We start from the raw sequence: 17653 nt of genomic DNA, 5'->3' as shown, positions 1-17653 counted from the left end.
TCATTGGCTCTCTCATCAACCTACAATGATTAAAGTTCGTTAATCGTTCACGACAGTTAATTAATGTGCAGAAGCTTTCTTTTTAGGGTTCAAAAGTGCGTTCATGTGATGCCTGAACGTTTCAATTGACGGGTCATCAACTCTAACTAATTCGTCATCTAATAACTGAATCATATAAGCAAGTTGTTGTGCATATTTAGGGTTCTTAATTTGGTTAGTCATTTCGTATGGGTCTTTACTTAAATCGTAAAGTTCATCAAGTGCTTCACCTGGATTCCAAACGAATTTCATTTCAGGCGTACGAATGGCTCTTATCCCAAACCATGCACCGTTGTACCATTCATAAGCATAAATAGCCGTGTTGGGTTTATCTTTATATTCAGGAGCACTATCGCCTTGTTCAATAAGTGGGTTAAGTGAAAAACCATCTACATCCCCGTCATTTTCTAACCCCATCCACTCAGCTAATGTCGGCGTTATATCAATCATCGAAACTTGACGATTAACAATTCGAGGTTGCGCTTTAGGATTTTTAATTAATAAAGGCATACGCATTAACTCATCGTAAGCATAAGGCCCTTTATCATATAAAGAGTGCTCACCAATCATGCTGCCTTGGTCACCTAATAAAACAATGTGTAAATCGTCATAAATGCCTTCTTCTTTTGCGGTATTAATTAATTCACCTACAATGCGATCAACCATGGCAATGGCGCCATAATAATGCGCACGTGATTTGCGCCAATCCATCTCGGTCATATGACCTACATCATGCCAAGGCCACCAAATACCATCTTGTGCAAAGGGTTTATTGACGCGTTTAATACCATGATTAACCGGTAAAACGACTTTATTCGGATCAAACATACTGGCATAAGGCTCTGGCACACGGTATTGCGGATGTGGCTGGTTAAAACTAATGACCCCAAAAAATGGACGCTCATCTTTAGCAACCTGACGTAACATTTTTTTACCATCTACCACTTTTTTATAGGCTTGTGTATCTTCATAAGTGCCTGGCAACGTTTGATAATATTCATGTTTTTCATTATTTGCATCGAGTTTACCCGCATAATAACCAGCCACTTGTGTGACTTTATTCGTGGGTGTATAAGGACGTGAAAAACGTTCACGTGGCTCATGACCTTGACCTAAATCAATTTCAGCACCGCGCAATTTTGTTCCTTGAGCACCTAAGTGCCATTTACCCACATGCCCAACTAAATAACCTGATTCGGATGCTCTACGCAGCAATCCGCCTTCTGACAACGGTAATTCAGATAAACGAGAATGGTAAAGATCGACATTATCATCTAAACCATTTTTATGGCCCCAACGGCCTGTAAACATAGCGGCACGTGAAGGAGAGCATAGTCCGGTCGTAGTCATCGCATTGTCAAAACGCGTTGATTCAGCAGCCAGAGCATCAATGTTTGGCGTAGACACAGGACCACCACGGTACGAAAATGTGTCAAATCGCATGTCGTCAAAAAATAAAATCAACACGTTAGGCTTTTTCTCAGCGGAAATGCTTACAGTTGTTTTGTTTTGCGACACATCAGTAAGTGAGCATGACGCTACACTTAGTGCGCCTAATGCAGCGATGCAAAATGAGGCTAATTTATTAACCATTTCATTTATCTCTTCAGTTATGTATTGATTAACATCAAATACGGGAACATTTTCAAATACTTAAAGTGTTAGTGAGTTGCTAACCACTTTAAACGAGTAATATTTTCAAATTTTTAGCTGGCTGTTGATTTAATCATCAACATTCATTGAGATGTAATTAAACCTAAACGACAGGTTTCACCTTTATTAAGTTAAGCTGTAAAAGCAAAAACCAATAAGGAACATCTTCACGCTACTAACATATATATAAACATATGATGTTTATATTATCAATAAGTTTGTTACTTTTTTGTTGAAAATAGGAACAAAAGTGATGAAATAATAACTTTTCGTACCTGAAACCTATATGTAACAGTTAACAATACTTATTTGGCAACGTGGTAGTTATTACCTAACTCTAAAATACGAAGTGTGGATATAATTGACTAAGGTAAGATCAAAACATAAAAAAGCATAAGGAGAGATCCACAAAGCTAAGAGATAAATTGCGTAATAACATAAATAGATCGAAGTTCACCTCTCTCGCTACAATTTTTAAACAGAAAAAATGCACAACAAGACAGTTTAAAATTTAAATAAAGCGCAAACATATATAGAGTTATCAAAATAATATTGTGTAAAGATTGCCCATTAATTTATAAAGGTTATAAGTGACCTATTGCCATTTATGCTTGGGGACTTTCTTTCCCGTACCAACATTCCATTCACGTTTTGTACTTTTTGCTTTCATTCTTACTTTACTCTATTACTTTGCACCTATTCTTTGTACTAATGAATCTAAATTCGTGAGCAGCTAAAATAAGTCAAGCTACCCATTTTTCAAACCTCATAAATATTTTTGCTATACAAAATAAGCCCGAATACTGACTTAAGCCCGACTTTTAAATACCCGTAGCATAATATGCGCCCAATAAAAATTAACAAATAAACAACAAAAGACTTGTATTTTTTGCTCGGCCACCTATAGTATTGAAAACATAAACATACGACCTTTATAAAGATAGATATTAACTAGCAGGATGCTCATTTTTAAAAGAGATCTCCTTATGCGTAAATTAGATATAAAATTCACGAGCATGCTTGTTTTACTAACCTACCTTCTCAGCCTTGTTACATCGCAAGCAAAAGCAGAAGGGCTTGATGTGATCTCAGCATTCTCGGTACAGGAAACAATAGGCCTCAAAGAAGTACCCGTTATTAACATTACACTCAACATCAGTAAAACCGTGAACTCTATGTTGTTGTTCAAGAAATGAAAACATGGAAAAACATTAAGACAACCCGTAAACGCATAAAAAAATCAGGCAAATATCATTTTAAAATGCCAATAGAAAACATTAAACCGGGTAAATATCGTGTTAATGCCTACTTAACACCTAGAGGCAAAGATTGGCAAGATAAAATAGGAGATCAAGTAGGACAAAACTTAACCGTTGTTGATGCCGATAAATATGTAAAGACCATTAATTTTAATAACATGGACAAAATAAAGTCGGCTAAATGGCCAAAGCAAATTAATGATAATAATGAGCATATTTTAAATATTAAATACAGCTTAACCGAAGTACGTGATCTACATATAAGACTACTTAATCGTAAAAACTGGCAAGCCGAAGGCACATTAAAATTTAAAGTAACAGAACCAGGTGAGATATCACTACCCATTAATAATATGCTAAACGACTTTCCAGCGGGTAAATATGCTTGGGTGATGTATTTAACCGCAGTGGATGAAACAGAACGCTTAAGTGATAAATTAGGCAAAAACTTTATATTAGGTGATATACCAGCCGAATAATAAAGCGTAACAATAACCATCGTGTTTACACTTATTGAAAGTAATAACGCACTTATACCCAAATAACTTCAAGATACTTGTTCACCGTTTTTAAGTGAAATGTGTCTAGATTAACGATTTGTCTCCTTAGCTGGCTTCGCTCTCCCCCGCGATAGCCAGCTTTTTTTTGCTTTAAGCTTACAAAATATAGTCAAAGCGATCGGGTTCTAGGGGCAGGTTTCTAGTGCCAGACGAAACCTAAGTTCTTACATCCATGATAAGCAAAGCCGTCAAAGCTACCGCGTCCTGCTCTCGCCCCTTACCTGCATTGCATCCATGCAGGCAAGCTTCGAGACGCCATGAGCATATGCTCTACTATGTGATTAGGGCCGCCTAAATGGATTTAGGTGTTAGAACGACGCAGGAGCCAAAGTCGAGAGTACGCGCTGACAATGAACCATAAAACCTGAGCGAGAAGACTATAGACACAACAGGTAGATTAGCCTAGTTAGTTATTCTCACGCCTTATACTCATTAACAATTAATTTAAGTTATTTAACAGCTTGCTTAACACTCACTAATGCTATGCCAACGATACAAAGCAGCATGATTAACCATCACATTAAGCGCGCTAACGCCCGCAATTCAATATTAGAGTGTCGATCTAAACAGCTCAATAAACAGTGATATTTCATTCGAGAATTAATATTAAACAATGAAAGACGAATTTAGAGAGATAAATTGACTATTAAACCCGTTAATTGGTATTTAGAGTTTTAGATTGGGAAAGGAATACAGGTTGATGTTTGAATCTAGATACGGTGCATTAGCATGCACCGTTCAATATAAGTAATAAAAAAGGGCTTAAGTGAGATTCATCTCTTGAATGATCTCATGCGCAATTTCTGGGGTCGTTACTTCAGGTTTTTTGTGCAAGTCTCCTTTTAACTGACCTTTACGATGCTTTAATGCCGCATCTAATTTTTTACACGCTTTATTTATTGCTGGATATAAAACATTGTCTTTACCTGAAACTGCAATACTTACACCTTCATATGTAGTTACTGCTTCAACCATGTTTTCATTATGTTCTTTGGTTAATATGACATCAATTGAAATTAAAGTAGGAAAATGGCTGGCTATCTTTTTAAATTTTTCATCCACATGCTCTTGAACACCATCTGTTGCTTCTACATGATGACCAGAAATATTTACTTTCATAGTTGTTCCTTATCAATTATCGTTAAGCCGTACGGGTAAAAATTTTACTACATAAATAGAGTTTGGGTCATAAAACTGAAACACAAGCCCTAAAGCCAAAAATATTAAATAAAAACTTCATCCATAAATTTAAACGGCTTGAAGTCATAACGAATCGAGCAGACCTCCTAATATCATTGAACGTAATACAAAGTACTTATATTTTAAAGCAGTCATTAGTAACTCTAGATCAGTTTTTATAAATCGTCGAGTAACACAAAAAAAAAGTTAAAATATTTTTTTAAAAGCACACCCAACAACCGAAGCCACAAATTAAGCAAACTTCGGCTTGAATATAAAGCATCACCCTAATCAAATTAGCGCATCATTTTGTTTATAGATCTTAATGGGTAGCTATCTAATTCATACATTTAAAACTCTCCTACTGACACGGCTTTTATATAAAAATGAGTTGTTTTTGAACAGTTCTTAAATCAATCATTCAGTTCCGAAAATAAAATAAATCAAAGACTTTTTATAAGTGTATTTAAAGGTGAATTTGTCACAAAACGAAAATAGATAATTTTACAGCCACATATAAAAAACCCAGTAGCTCGACACGTTACTGGGTTTTAAAAATGATTTTTTAATCTTTTTTTAAATATCTATTTTAATCCCTTGCACGGCTTGTTGCATTTCAACCAACTGACCATTAGATGAAGTAAAGCGTGGCTCTAGCGTATAATAATGCCCTGCAGGTAATGCATTCGTAGGTTTAACCCGTTTATCAATATCGAGCTTGAATTGTATTTCACCGCCATATTGTTTGGCTTTATCCATCACACCGCGATCTTCAACACGCGATATCTCTTTCCGAAACCCTTGGTTGTTTCGTTCAACTAACGCTAAGCTCAATGCACTATCAACATAATCATCACTGCCGCCATGATAATTAACAGTGACCTTAATTGATTTTCCAATTTGATACGTGGTTTGTTTATAAGCACTCGCATTAGCTAACCAAACAGAAGGGGCAACTTTCCATGTTTTTACATAATCAACTTGCATGGTGGCATCTTCAGGGTAACCTTTTTGTACAATATAATTAGGGTTTGGATCAGCTCGTTGGCATTTCGCATTATATTTAATAAACATACGACGCAAGCCCATCGAAAAAATCATATGCATAGGACGGTGCCAATACAAGTTAGGTTTCTTGCCAATTAACTTGCCATCAACATACCAAAATATAAAATCTTTACGGTTTTCGACCGCATAGGTATGAAAGTCTAAAGAGGGATCAAAAGGCGCTTCATAACGCGTTAACTGCGCCTCAGGGTAAGGCTTAGGACGTCGCCAAAACGTTTTACCATTTTTACCCACAATGCGTGCATGTAAATTATGATCCATCACATTGATTGGATCTTCGTCGCCTGGCCCATGCCAATCCGATTGTTGCAATTCAACAATATCAATTTCACTATAATCAACAGAGCCAACTACATCACGATCAGGAAATGGATGACCATCACTATACAACCAAAAAGCAGGACTCAGACCTGGAAATATCTTAACGCCTTTCATTTTTGCTTCGTAATAACCATAAACGCTTTCGGTGTGTGTACGTACCGCACCGGATTTATAATAAAGTTCACGATCGACCGTTTTGCCACCTTGGCAAACATCAGGAAAAGGACGAGTGTGAGTTTCTTGCGTAGCGGCAATATTTAGTTTGCCATCAGCAACAAAGGTATTATTTTTACTAAATGTCCAAGCACCGACAATTAATGATTTAGGTGCATTATCCCATTTTTTTGCATCAAGGCTTGGTTGATTAAAATCATCAGTATGACTAGGTAATATAGACCAACGGATTTGATCCGCTTGAGCACCATCAGGTATAGGCGGCTCTGCATTCGAGGTAGCAAATGAAACTGAACTGATCATTCCCCCCAACCCTATCAATGCAATTAATGCTGCAACTCTACTGAATGGAACCATAGAAATTTCTCCAAAATAAAAATTGAAAGATGTCAAAGATACGAGCTAACGTTAGTGCAATATACTTAATGAATAAAGGACAAGTATGGAAAAAGGAGGGCGAAGCTCTGCAAGTTGGTTACTCAAGCCAACAAACAGAACTTCAACATCACTTATTCTATCTCTATATACAACTCAAACGACATAACGTACCCACTCAAAAGTACGAGAATCAATTTATACCAATTCATATAAATAAGTGATCTCTCAGAATGCATCCAGCGGTTTTTGAACAAGGCGTCGGTGTACAGGAATGGTTGTTCCCTTTCAAATACCGATAACGCAGATCAAAAGCCGCTGGGGCATTCCTTCCAGGCGAGTTTTAAATGCGCTTACTCTGTGTTGCTCGAACTCAAAAGAGCACCACTATTCTTTCATTCAAGCGCCTTGATTAAGCGCATTTAAACGCTCGCTGAGTGGGCACTTATTATTACGGATTGGTATTAAAGCTAAAACAAAAAACCATTAGTTACTCATGCCAATTTATCTGCTTTAACGCCACAACTGAGATAAAAATAAGTAACGGGCATAACCACTTGAAAAATTTATTGAACCGATCTGAGTAACATAAGCAAAATGATTAAATAACAAAATAAAACCAGTTGGGTTAGTTACGCAAAAACACGCAATAAACAACACAAGCACTTGCAAATTTAACGCATAAAAAACTTTAATTCAACCTATATATACAAAAGTAATATGTTTAAGTACTACAATATAATCAATTTCGCGCCGCAAAAATCGGTTCATTCAATTCAACTTTAAACAACTTAACTAAAATCAATAATTAAGCTTTATACATAAGCAGTGCGTTAAACCGAAGATGGGTAGTAGCGCGTTTAATAAAAACGAAAACCGTTGTCAATATAACCCCGCTGAATTCACCAAAAAGGCAGAGTTCATTGACAGTGGGTAAACTAAAATTAATTAAGTAAAATACACAAACGCTTGTGTTAATCGTTGTATTTAATATTAAGGGTCGGTAATGACAACACTTCAAGATGTCGCCACTAAAGCCGGTGTTTCATCATCAACCGTTTCAAGAATAATTAGCGGTAAAGGTAAATTTAGTGAAGAAGTTAACCAACGCGTGCAAACCGCGATCACTGAATTAAAATATAGACCTAACTCAAATGCTCGTGCACTTGCGTCTAATCAATCCGATATTATTGGTATTATTATTCCTAATATTGCTGCGCCTTTTTATGCCACTATCGCCGCTGGTGCCGAAGCAGCGGCTAAACGCCTAGAATACAAAACCTTAATAGCTAACTCTTACCGCAACGCAGAAGAAGAACTCAACGCAATTAATACTTACCGCGATCAAGGATGCGAAAGTATCATTATTCACAGTTTAACATTAGATAAAAATATCTTAATCGAACTGGCTGCCGAGATCCCAGGCTTGATCATATTAGGTCGATTAATACCCGAAATCGCTAATCGCTGTGTTTGGTTGGATAACATGTTAGGGGGTAAACTAGCGGCCCAAAGCTTAGTTGATTTAGGCCATAAAGATTTTGCTTTAATATCGTATGCTGAAGATTTACAAGATCCACAAGAACGGATCAGCGGCATTATGTCAGTCTGCGAAAATCAAGGTATAAAGATCCGCAAAGACGCGATCATTTTCAGTGCGGGTAATATTGCCGATGGCCAACATGCAACCAAGACTTTACTCAATTCAGGACTAAAATTTAGCGCCATCATTGCTTACAACGACTTAATGGCAGTGGGTGCCATTAATGAGTTGCTCGATAATGGTATTCGTGTGCCCGAAGACATATCCGTTATCGGTTTTGATGATATACAATTAGCCGAAATGTATCGGCCAAAATTAACAACAATTAAATACCCAATTCACAATATGGCTGAATACGCCGTTGAACTCGCCATTACGTTAGCGCAAGGCCCCGATAAATACGTTGACCGTACGCATTTGTTTATGCCTTACTTAATTGAAAGGCAATCCGTTACCACCGCATACCAAGCCCCCTGATAATTATGTTTACGCTTTAAAAACGTATCTCGTTATTTTAAAACAAAAAAGCCCACGCTTTGACACATGGGCCTCGGGGAAGTTGAAACCTAAATAAAATAGTATAATGACATTTTATTTAGCAAGGTTAAGCACGGCATCAAATGCTAATTTAGGCTGGTTATTACGATCAAATAATAAAGGATAATCAGTACGGTTTTTCATTGGCCAATCGTTACGCCACGTTTGCGCATCGTTTACGCCCCAAAAGGTAATGCGCGAAATCACCGCTTCATGACGCATGAATATCTTGAAAAGATTAACGTAGTTATCAGCAAGTGCTTGTGACATTTCTGCCGACAACCCGTTAGCAAACGGGTTTAGTTTTTCTTGTAACTCAAGGTCAATCGAAATATCAGCCCCTTGGCTTTCAGAATCAGGGAAAGGCAGCACTGAAATATCCAGCTCGGTTAGCATGACTTTTACACCTAACGCACCAAAGGCTTTAATTGAATCTTCAAGTAGATTTAAATCAGGGTAGTTAATACCGTAATGCCCTTGAATACCCACTGCGTCAATACGTAATCCTTTGGCTTGTAATGATTTTACAATTTTAACCGTGGCATCACGCTTTTCAGGTTTAAATAAATTGTAATCATTATAATAAAGCTCTGCGTTAGGTGCCGCTTTGGCTGCAAACTCAAATGCTTTGATGATATAATCTTCACCTAAGATTCGATACCAAGGAGAATCACGCCACGTACCATCATCATTTAACGCTTCGTTTACCACATCCCACGCTTCAATACGGCCTTTATAGCGCCCTGCTACATTATTAATGTGAGTTTCTAAACGCTTTAATAGTACTTCTCGAGATGCCGGTTCACCTTTACCGTTTTCAAACACCCACTTAGGTGTTTGATGGTGCCAAAGTAAAGTATGGCCGACTAAAAAAATGTCATTTTTTTCACTGAACTCAACTAACTTATCTGATACTGCGTAATGATACTGACCTTCAATAGGCTGCATAAGCTCCCATTTCATTTCATTTTCAGCGGTTAAAGAATTAAATTGTTTAGCCACTAAATCGAGTGTACCCGGCTCTTGATCAAGTATTTGGGTTTTACTTAAAGCTGCGCCAATATGGAAGTTATTTTTAAATGCATCTTTTAAGCTTGAACCCGTTGCAACCGTTTCTACTGCTACTTTCTCATCTGTGTTAACACACCCTTGTAAGCAAATCGTCGCTAAAGCTGCAGATGTGAGTAATGTTTTATATGCTAATTTGAATGTCGATTTTTTCATAAATATATCTCTGTAAAATAGAACACTGGCCTTTAAAGCGAAGCAACCCGAATATGTGATCACTTCGCTTATCGTTTATTTTAAAGTGACTGAAGCGGTATCGATATAAAACTCAACACCAGCAGCTGCGCCTTCTACATATACATAAGCATCAGTTTCAACACCTAATAAAGTATGGGTATAGTCACCGGTTAGTTGCACCCAACCACCTTCGGTAACCGTTGCAGATGCCACATTAATATATTGGTCTACGACCGCTCCCGCTGCATCCAAATTGCCCGCATCGACAAGCTTTACAGACAAACTCATGTTTTCACTGCCCGCAGCAACTAATTTTACCCATACCGATAGAGTATAGACGCTATCTTTAATTAGTTGACCTTTAAGTGAATGAGCGATGCCATTCCAGTTAGCATCACGGTTAGTCGCTTTAAGCGCATGAGTTCCCGTTTGTACTTCTGTGCTTTCTAATACACCTTGCGTATTACCATGTCCAAACCAGTTATCGATATTACCGGCGTCAAAATCAGGGTTAGTTAGTAATTGCGTTGGTGTATTATCAGGCACATTTGCTCCGGCAACCGGTTTTACTGATGCTTCATCAATATAGAATTCAACACCCGCTGCCGCCCCTTCGATATAAAGATAAGCATCTGTTTCGTTACCGATTAAAGTATGAGTGTACTCACCCGTTAACTGTACCCATGCACCATCAGTAACAGCAGAAGATGCCACGTTAATATACTGATCTTGCACAGCATTATCCGCATCAAGGTTGCCATCATCAACTAATTTAACCGACAAGCTCATATTCTCGCTGCCCGCTGCGGCTAACTTAACCCAAACCGACATGGTGTATTTTTGGCCTGATGTTAATTTACCTTTTAAGGTATGCGCAATACCGTTCCAATTTGAATCACGGTTAGTTGCTTTCAATGAATTAGCGCCCGCATAGAATTCAGTCGTTTCAATACTCGCTTGTGTTGGACCATGCCCAAACCATTGTTCAACATTTCCCGCTTCAAAACTGGTATTAACTAACAATTCATCAGGGTCTACAACCGGTTGTTCAACAGGTACGTCGACAGGTGCATCAGGAAATACACGATCTTTATCTGCTATTAACGCATCAGCAAAACCTTGTAAAGCCGGTTTAGCTTGGTATTGGCTGTCTATTAATAAAGGCCAATCAGCTCGATTATATAAATTAATGATCCAGCTATCCGAATCGGCTATACCCCAAACGGTTATACCGCCACGTTGTGCAGGGGGGACAGTCGCAAGGTAGGTATTAACAATATCGAAATAACGCTGCTTTTGTAACTCAGCAATAAACGGCGTTAATGTCGCTGAGTTCAAACGGCTATTCATGCTTAAATCCAGTTCGGTGATTTTAACTTTTAAGCCTAAATCGACCACTTTCTTGAATTGGCTAGCCAATAAAGTGGTATTAGGTGTCACTTCATCCACATGCATTTGGAACCCGACACCGGTGATCGGTATTTGGCGAGCTTGGAAGTCTTTAGCCATGGTGATAATGCCGTCTAACTTAGCCGAGTTCCATGAAATATTATAATCGTTGTAATATAAATCAACGGCGGCATCCGCTTCGCGTGCTTTTAAAAACGCTTTTTCAATAAAGCTTTCACCGATATTTTCATACCAAATAGAGGGGACACGCTGCCCTTCACCGTGACCAGAATCAGAGGCACCTTTACGATACGTACCGTCTTCATTAAACGCTTCATTAACCACATCCCAACTCGCTAACTTACCTTCAAAATGTTTAGCAATGTTGTAAACATGTGATTCCATCATACCTACCCAAGCATCGGTATCACCTTGGTAGTTTTGCATCCAAGTGGGTGTTTGACTATGCCAAACCAACACATGACCATGCATCGTTAAACCCGCATTGGCCGCATACGAGACTAATGCATCGGATTCGGTAAAGTTAAACTGACCTTCTGATGGCTGCATGGCATCCATCTTCATAATATTTTCAGCTGATAATTGATTAAAGTGGGTTGTTACCGCCGTTTTACGATCATCACTGTTTAATAAACTATTACTGGCCGAACCGGCCGGTACCGCAACGCCAATCGGCATGGTAGCTAAGCTTGATAAATTAGTTGCCGTAACGGGCGTCATCTGCGTTAAACCAGAAGCGGCATGTGCTTTAACCGATACATCATCGATATAAAAATCAACACCTGATGCAGGACCTTCTAAATAAACAAAAATGTCAGAAGGTGTTGGCGTTGTATGAATGTACAAACCTTCTAAATAAACCCAATCTGAATTCGTGGCCGTCGCATTAGCGATACCAATATAGCTGTCTTGGCCATTTGCAGTTACTTTTACGCTCAATTTCACTTCATCAGCACTGGCATTATCTAAGCGAACCCAAGCCGAGATTGTATAGGCATAACCGTCGGTTAATTTACCAACAAGTGAATGCGCGGGGGCATTCCATGTGTCAGTGCGACCCGCAACCTTACCGCTATAAGTGCCACTTTTTACTTGCTCGGTAGATGCCGTTATCGTAATTCCCGCATTATTACCAAACCAACTGCTACCATCTGCACTTTCAAAGTCAGCATTATCTAAAAGCTCAACATTAACGGGCGTATCATCTACTGGCGTATCATCTACTGGCGTATCATCTACTGGCGTATCATCTACTGGCGTATCATCTACTGGCGTATCATCTACTGGCGTATCATCTACTGGCGTATCGTCTACTGGCGTGTCATCTACTGGTACATTACCCGATGGAGCCGTAATGGCAGAAAAATCTGGCTCTACCGCTTTATCTCTTTCTCCACATCCTGTTGTCATCGTCATAACAATCGCGAGCGATAATAAACTTACTTTGAATTGCATCATATTGAACTACCTAATTTTAACAATTAATATACATACAATGTAGATTATTGTTAATTTGACTACAAGTGTTTTTTGTATTTAATTTTAAAGGATAAATATATAAACCTATTTACTCTTTAAAAACATGAAGATAAATAAAAACCAATTAATCACCTAACCAATAAAGTTATAGTCCACTTGACTTTAATGTTCACATCACTAAGATTAATAAAAACGAGGATAGCTAAATAAAGCCTCCTTACTTTAATTAACAGCTATGAAAAGTGAGTACTATATGAAGTATTTAAAACAGTCTTTCTTATTTTTATTAATAGGACTTATAGCGTCGTCAGTAAGTCATGCTGCTGAGCAATTAAATGTACAAGGGTTTTCTGACGATACCCGTTTACCAATCACCGTGTTAAAAAAAATAATAAACCAAGATAAAACCTACCGATTAAATTTTCCTGATGATGCACACCGAACATTAAGCAGTGAAACAAAACTACATGCCGATGTGCAAAACAACGATATCGATATTATTTGGACACTAACCAGCAAGCAGCACGAAGAAAAATTTAGAGCTATATACATACCGCTTTACAAAGGCATGCTGGGTATGCGCATTGCGATCGTAAAACAAGAAAATAAAAACTTGTTTTCTAATATCAGTAACTTAGATCAGCTACGTGCATTTAAAGCGGGTCAAGGGAGCCTATGGGCAGACACAAAAATATTAGAACACAATGAATTAACGGTGGTGAAAGAGTTAAAATATAACAACTTATTTCCGATGCTAGAAGGTGAGCGTTTTGATTATTTTCCGCGTGGAATACCTGAACCTTGGGCAGAGATAGACCGCGAATCAGAATATAATTTAGTTGTTGAGCCGCATCTTTTAATTAAATACACGGCACCCTTTTACTTTTTTGTGAATAAAGAAAACCGACAATTAGCTCATTACTTAACAGAAAAATTGAATGCCCTAATTACCTCAGGCGAATATGAAGAAATATTTAATTCACATACCGAAATTCAAGATGCGATCCAATTAGCCAACTTAGGTAATAGAGTGATCATTAATTTAGAAAATCCAGGCTTAACTGCACAAACACCAATCGAACGCAAAGAGTTATGGTTTAACAATTAAAATAATTTTTTAGCGGGCTCAGCTTAATGATAAAGGTTTAATAAAAAGCGCTTAACGAGAAAGGTTTGAAGAAGAGTATTAAATCGAAGGTTTAAGTATTAACAGTGTTGTTTTAATTATTCTTAAAACAACACTGACTACGCATTTTAATGACCCAGAGCGTTAATATACCACTCTATATCCTGTATATCGGCGTGCTTTACTTGCGCTTTTTAAGCTGCTTTTTAGTGCGAGCCGCTTTAGCCGCTTTTGATAATTTAGGCTTTTTCTTTTTAGTTGGCGGACGAGCTTCTTTATTCGTTGGCGCGAGACCTTCTATCACGCGGCGTTTTAAGCCTTGCTGCGTATAGCGCTCTACTTTACCTAAAACACCCGCTTCATGCGCTTCTACAAATGAAATTGCAGTGCCTTTTTTACCCGCTCTGCCGGTTCGGCCAATGCGGTGCACGTAAACATCGGCAGAACGTGGCATATCAAAATTAAATACGTGGCTAATGTCATCAACATCAATCCCACGGGCAGCTACATCAGTAGCCACTAACGTTTTAACCGTGTTGTTAGTTAATCGCGCTATCGCTTTTAAGCGTTTATCTTGTGGCATATCGCCTTCTAGCCAACAACAAGATAAATTTGATGAACTCATATGCCCAACAAGTTCATTAACTTGATCTTTCGTTTTCACAAACACCACCGCTTTGGTTACACTCGGATCACGCAACCAATGAAATAACATTGCACGTTTGTGCGCGCGTGAATCAGCAATATGGATCCACTGGTGTATTTTTGCACTCTCTTTACGGGGTGGTCTTGCATCAAGCATAACCGGATCTTTTAAAACGTCTTCAGCAAATTTACGAATGCCAATGCCTTCTAATGTAGCTGAAAACAACATCGTTTGTTTACGCCAGCGTGATTCATCAACTAAACGTTGCATGGTGCCACGAAAGCCCATGTCTAACATACGATCAGCTTCATCAAGAATAAGCCATTCAATATCACGACAATCAAATTTTTCATCTTCGATGTATTCTAATAAACGACCAGGGGTCGCCACTAATAAATCAACTTTGCTCTCGAGTATCTCTTTATGCGAACCATAGTTAATGCCACCGGTAATTAAGCCACACGTCACGCCAGTGTATTTATTATAAATTAACGCATTATCGTAAATTTGCACAGCAAGCTCACGGGTTGGCACCATAATTAATATACGAGCGCCAATACTGTTTTTTGCACGCGGAAAATCAATGAGATGTTGTAAAGCCGGTAATAAAAAAGCGGCTGTTTTTCCGGTACCCGTAGGCGCACTCGCTAAAATATCGCACTCATTCATAGCATTCGGAATAACTAAAGATTGGATGGTCGTAGGCGTTGTATAACCGGCGTCGGTTACGGCCTTTACAATATCGTCATCAAGTTCAAGGGCAAAAAAATCAGTCATAGGGTATGAGTCTTCGATTCTATAAATAAAAAGTTATCTGGCGCGTATTTTACGCTTGCTAATTCAGAACACAAATAAGAATCTATAAATATACGCTTTACAGTCAAAATAACTGAATATGAACCTAAAATAAGCCTCAACTCACGATAATACGATATTAAAAAGGTTCTAAAATAGCCGTGCCTCTTCACCCGATTAATACCAATTCATATAAATAAGTGATCTCTCAGAGTGCATCCAGCGGTTTTTGAACAAGGCGTCGGTGTACAGGAATGGTTATTCCCTTTCAAATACCGATAACGCAGGTCAAAAGCCGCTGGGGCATTCCTTTCAGGCGAGTTTTAAATGCGCTTACTCTTTGTTGCTCGAACTCAAAAGAGCAACACTATTCTTTCATTTAAGCGCATTTAAACGCTCGCTGAGTGGGCTCTTATTATTGCGGATTGGTATAAAGCTTAATGATTAAATTTAAGGCATAAAAAAAACGCTTAGCGTTTAAAGCTAAGCGTTTTTAAAAAGGCAAGTTAATGTAATTTAATACAAATTAACGCTGACGAAAACGCTCAATTAACGCGTTAGTTGAGCTGTCGCCATCTAAAGCAATGTTTGAATCTTCAAGCTTAGCTAACACATCGTTACCCAATACTTTACCTAATTCAACACCCCATTGGTCAAATGAGTTAATGCCCCAAATAATACCTTGAACAAACACTTTATGTTCGTATAACGCAATGATATTACCTAATGTGCGTGGCGTAATTTTAGAAAACAATAACGTGTTGCTTGGCTTGTTACCTTCAAATACACGTTGTGGCGCTTCTTTAGCAGCATCGTCTTCGCTATAACCTTTAGCTTTAAGCTCGGCAATCACTTCTGCTTCTGTTTTACCTTGCATTAACGCCTGGGTTTGACCAAAGCAGTTAGAAGCCAACATAGCATGATGATTGCTCACTTCATGCTGTGATTGCAACGGCAACATGAAATCGGCCGGGATCAAGACTTTACCTTGGTGAATTAATTGATGGAATGCGTGTTGACCATTTGTGCCCTCACCGCCCCAAATAACCGGCCCAGTCGCATAATCTAAATATTCGCCACCCGGTGTTGCCGATTTACCATTTGATTCCATATCAAGTTGTTGTACATAAGCCGGAAACGCACGTAGGTAATGATCGTAAGGTAATAAAACGTGGCTTTGTGCACCATAAAAGTTGATGTACCACACACCGAGCACACCTAAAATAACCGGTAAATTTTCTTCTAATGGCGTGGTTTTAAAATGAACATCCATTTCATAAGCGCCTTCAAGCAACTCAGAGAAATTTTCAAAACCTAACGATAATGCAATCGGTAAACCAATAGCTGACCATAAAGAATAACGACCGCCAACCCAATCCCACATTGGGAAGATGTTATCTTCTGCGATACCAAATTCAGTTGCTTTAGCAATATTTGAAGATACACAAACAAAGTGCTTCGCTATATCACCAAACTCTGCACCACTAGCTAAGAACCACTCACGAGCAGTTTCAGTATTTTTAAGGGTTTCTTGCGTGCCAAATGATTTTGACGACATAACCACTAATGTTGATTCAGCCGGTAATTTAGCCAACACATCATGAATATGAGTGCCATCGACATTAGCAACAAAGTGAACATTAATGCCTTCATGACGATAAGGTTTAAGCGCCTCGGTCATCACTTTAGGCCCTAAGAAAGAACCACCAATGCCGATCGCTAATACATCAGTAAATTGCTTGCCGGTATAACCTTTACGTACACCATTATGTACATCATTTACAAAGGTTTTAATTTTAGCTAATGCGGCTTCTACTTCAGGCATCACATCTTGGCCGTCAACAATAACAGGCTCGCCTGATTTATTACGTAAAGCCGTGTGTAATACTGCACGATCTTCACTGGTGTTAATTTTTGCACCAGCGAATAAACCGTCTCGCTTTTCTTCAACCTGTGTTTCACGCGCTAAATCAAACAATTTAGCCATGGTTTCTTCAGTAATACGGTTTTTAGAATAATCTAATTCGATATCACAGGCTTTGGTTGAAAATTTTTCAAATCGAGTTGCGTCTTGTGCAAACAAGTCGCGCATATGGAGTGTTTTAGTTTGTTCAAAATGAGCTTGCAAAGCTTCAAAGCTCTTTAATTTTGTAAATTGCGCCATAATTATTATCTTCTGCGTTGAGTTATTTTATGGGTGTAGCCACAGTATTATTTGTTCTGATCGCGAGCACGAAGCAATTG

The 17653-nt window shown here is 38.4% G+C and carries 10 protein-coding genes; 3 read left to right on the top strand and 7 right to left on the bottom strand.

The genetic code is table 11. The features are described 5' to 3' along the window. Positions 1-60: 60 nt before the first annotated feature. Complete coding sequence (locus DPX34_RS07930) at positions 61-1632, bottom strand: sulfatase-like hydrolase/transferase (protein WP_111977875.1); 1572 nt, start codon at positions 1630-1632, stop codon at positions 61-63. A 1252-nt stretch (positions 1633-2884) separates the two neighbouring features. Between DPX34_RS07930 and DPX34_RS07920 the strand changes: the two genes are divergently transcribed. Beyond that, positions 2885-3430, top strand: coding sequence for a hypothetical protein (locus DPX34_RS07920; protein ID WP_111977873.1), 546 nt, complete (start codon positions 2885-2887; stop codon positions 3428-3430). A gap of 843 nt (positions 3431-4273) precedes the next feature. Here DPX34_RS07920 and hpf read toward each other — a convergent pair. Next, entirely contained in the window at positions 4274-4630 is a 357-nt protein-coding gene (gene hpf, locus DPX34_RS07915) for a ribosome hibernation-promoting factor, HPF/YfiA family (RefSeq protein WP_111977872.1), read from the bottom strand. Between the two features lie 636 nt (positions 4631-5266). After that, positions 5267-6610: a family 16 glycosylhydrolase gene (locus tag DPX34_RS07910; protein ID WP_111977871.1), complete on the bottom strand. Its 1344-nt coding sequence runs from the start codon at positions 6608-6610 to the stop codon at positions 5267-5269. Positions 6611-7634: 1024 nt separating this feature from the next. Between DPX34_RS07910 and DPX34_RS07900 the strand changes: the two genes are divergently transcribed. Beyond that, positions 7635-8648, top strand: a complete 1014-nt coding sequence (locus DPX34_RS07900; RefSeq protein ID WP_111977869.1) for a substrate-binding domain-containing protein — start codon at positions 7635-7637, stop codon at positions 8646-8648. Between the two features lie 114 nt (positions 8649-8762). On the opposite strand, the gene DPX34_RS07895 is transcribed toward DPX34_RS07900, so the two are convergent. Together DPX34_RS07895 and DPX34_RS07890 are read right to left on the bottom strand one after the other, a co-directional pair. Then, positions 8763-9932 (bottom strand): endo-1,4-beta-xylanase, encoded by a 1170-nt coding sequence (locus tag DPX34_RS07895; protein ID WP_111977868.1) that lies wholly within the window; start codon positions 9930-9932, stop codon positions 8763-8765. Between the two features lie 75 nt (positions 9933-10007). Continuing rightward, a complete protein-coding gene (locus DPX34_RS07890) occupies positions 10008-12821 on the bottom strand; it encodes an endo-1,4-beta-xylanase (protein WP_111977867.1) in 2814 nt (937 codons plus the stop codon). Positions 12822-13095: 274 nt separating this feature from the next. Between DPX34_RS07890 and DPX34_RS07885 the strand changes: the two genes are divergently transcribed. After that, positions 13096-13950, top strand: a complete 855-nt coding sequence (locus DPX34_RS07885; protein WP_157964656.1) for a transporter substrate-binding domain-containing protein — start codon at positions 13096-13098, stop codon at positions 13948-13950. A gap of 199 nt (positions 13951-14149) precedes the next feature. On the opposite strand, the gene srmB is transcribed toward DPX34_RS07885, so the two are convergent. Both srmB and pgi read right to left on the bottom strand, forming a co-directional pair. After that, positions 14150-15391: an ATP-dependent RNA helicase SrmB gene (srmB, locus tag DPX34_RS07880; protein WP_111977865.1), complete on the bottom strand. Its 1242-nt coding sequence runs from the start codon at positions 15389-15391 to the stop codon at positions 14150-14152. 544 nt (positions 15392-15935) lie between these two features. Further along, positions 15936-17573 (bottom strand): glucose-6-phosphate isomerase, encoded by a 1638-nt coding sequence (gene pgi / locus DPX34_RS07870; RefSeq protein WP_111977864.1) that lies wholly within the window; start codon positions 17571-17573, stop codon positions 15936-15938. Positions 17574-17653 lie beyond the last annotated feature (80 nt).

This window comes from Algibacillus agarilyticus, assembly GCF_003286125.1.
Taxonomy (GTDB): domain Bacteria; phylum Pseudomonadota; class Gammaproteobacteria; order Enterobacterales; family Alteromonadaceae; genus Algibacillus; species Algibacillus agarilyticus.
This window is presented reverse-complemented; position numbering and strand designations above follow the sequence as displayed.

Bases quoted from the DNA above. Each gene is read 5' to 3' on its own strand.
- DPX34_RS07930 (WP_111977875.1), bottom strand. From the start codon at position 1,632: ATGGTTAATAAATTAGCCTCATTTTGCATCGCTGCATTAGGCGCACTA.
- DPX34_RS07920 (WP_111977873.1), top strand. From the start codon at position 2,885: ATGAAAACATGGAAAAACATTAAGACAACCCGTAAACGCATAAAAAAA.
- hpf (WP_111977872.1), bottom strand. From the start codon at position 4,630: ATGAAAGTAAATATTTCTGGTCATCATGTAGAAGCAACAGATGGTGTT.
- DPX34_RS07910 (WP_111977871.1), bottom strand. From the start codon at position 6,610: ATGGTTCCATTCAGTAGAGTTGCAGCATTAATTGCATTGATAGGGTTG.
- DPX34_RS07900 (WP_111977869.1), top strand. From the start codon at position 7,635: ATGACAACACTTCAAGATGTCGCCACTAAAGCCGGTGTTTCATCATCA.
- DPX34_RS07895 (WP_111977868.1), bottom strand. From the start codon at position 9,932: ATGAAAAAATCGACATTCAAATTAGCATATAAAACATTACTCACATCT.
- DPX34_RS07890 (WP_111977867.1), bottom strand. From the start codon at position 12,821: ATGATGCAATTCAAAGTAAGTTTATTATCGCTCGCGATTGTTATGACG.
- DPX34_RS07885 (WP_157964656.1), top strand. From the start codon at position 13,096: ATGAAGTATTTAAAACAGTCTTTCTTATTTTTATTAATAGGACTTATA.
- srmB (WP_111977865.1), bottom strand. From the start codon at position 15,391: ATGACTGATTTTTTTGCCCTTGAACTTGATGACGATATTGTAAAGGCC.
- pgi (WP_111977864.1), bottom strand. From the start codon at position 17,573: ATGGCGCAATTTACAAAATTAAAGAGCTTTGAAGCTTTGCAAGCTCAT.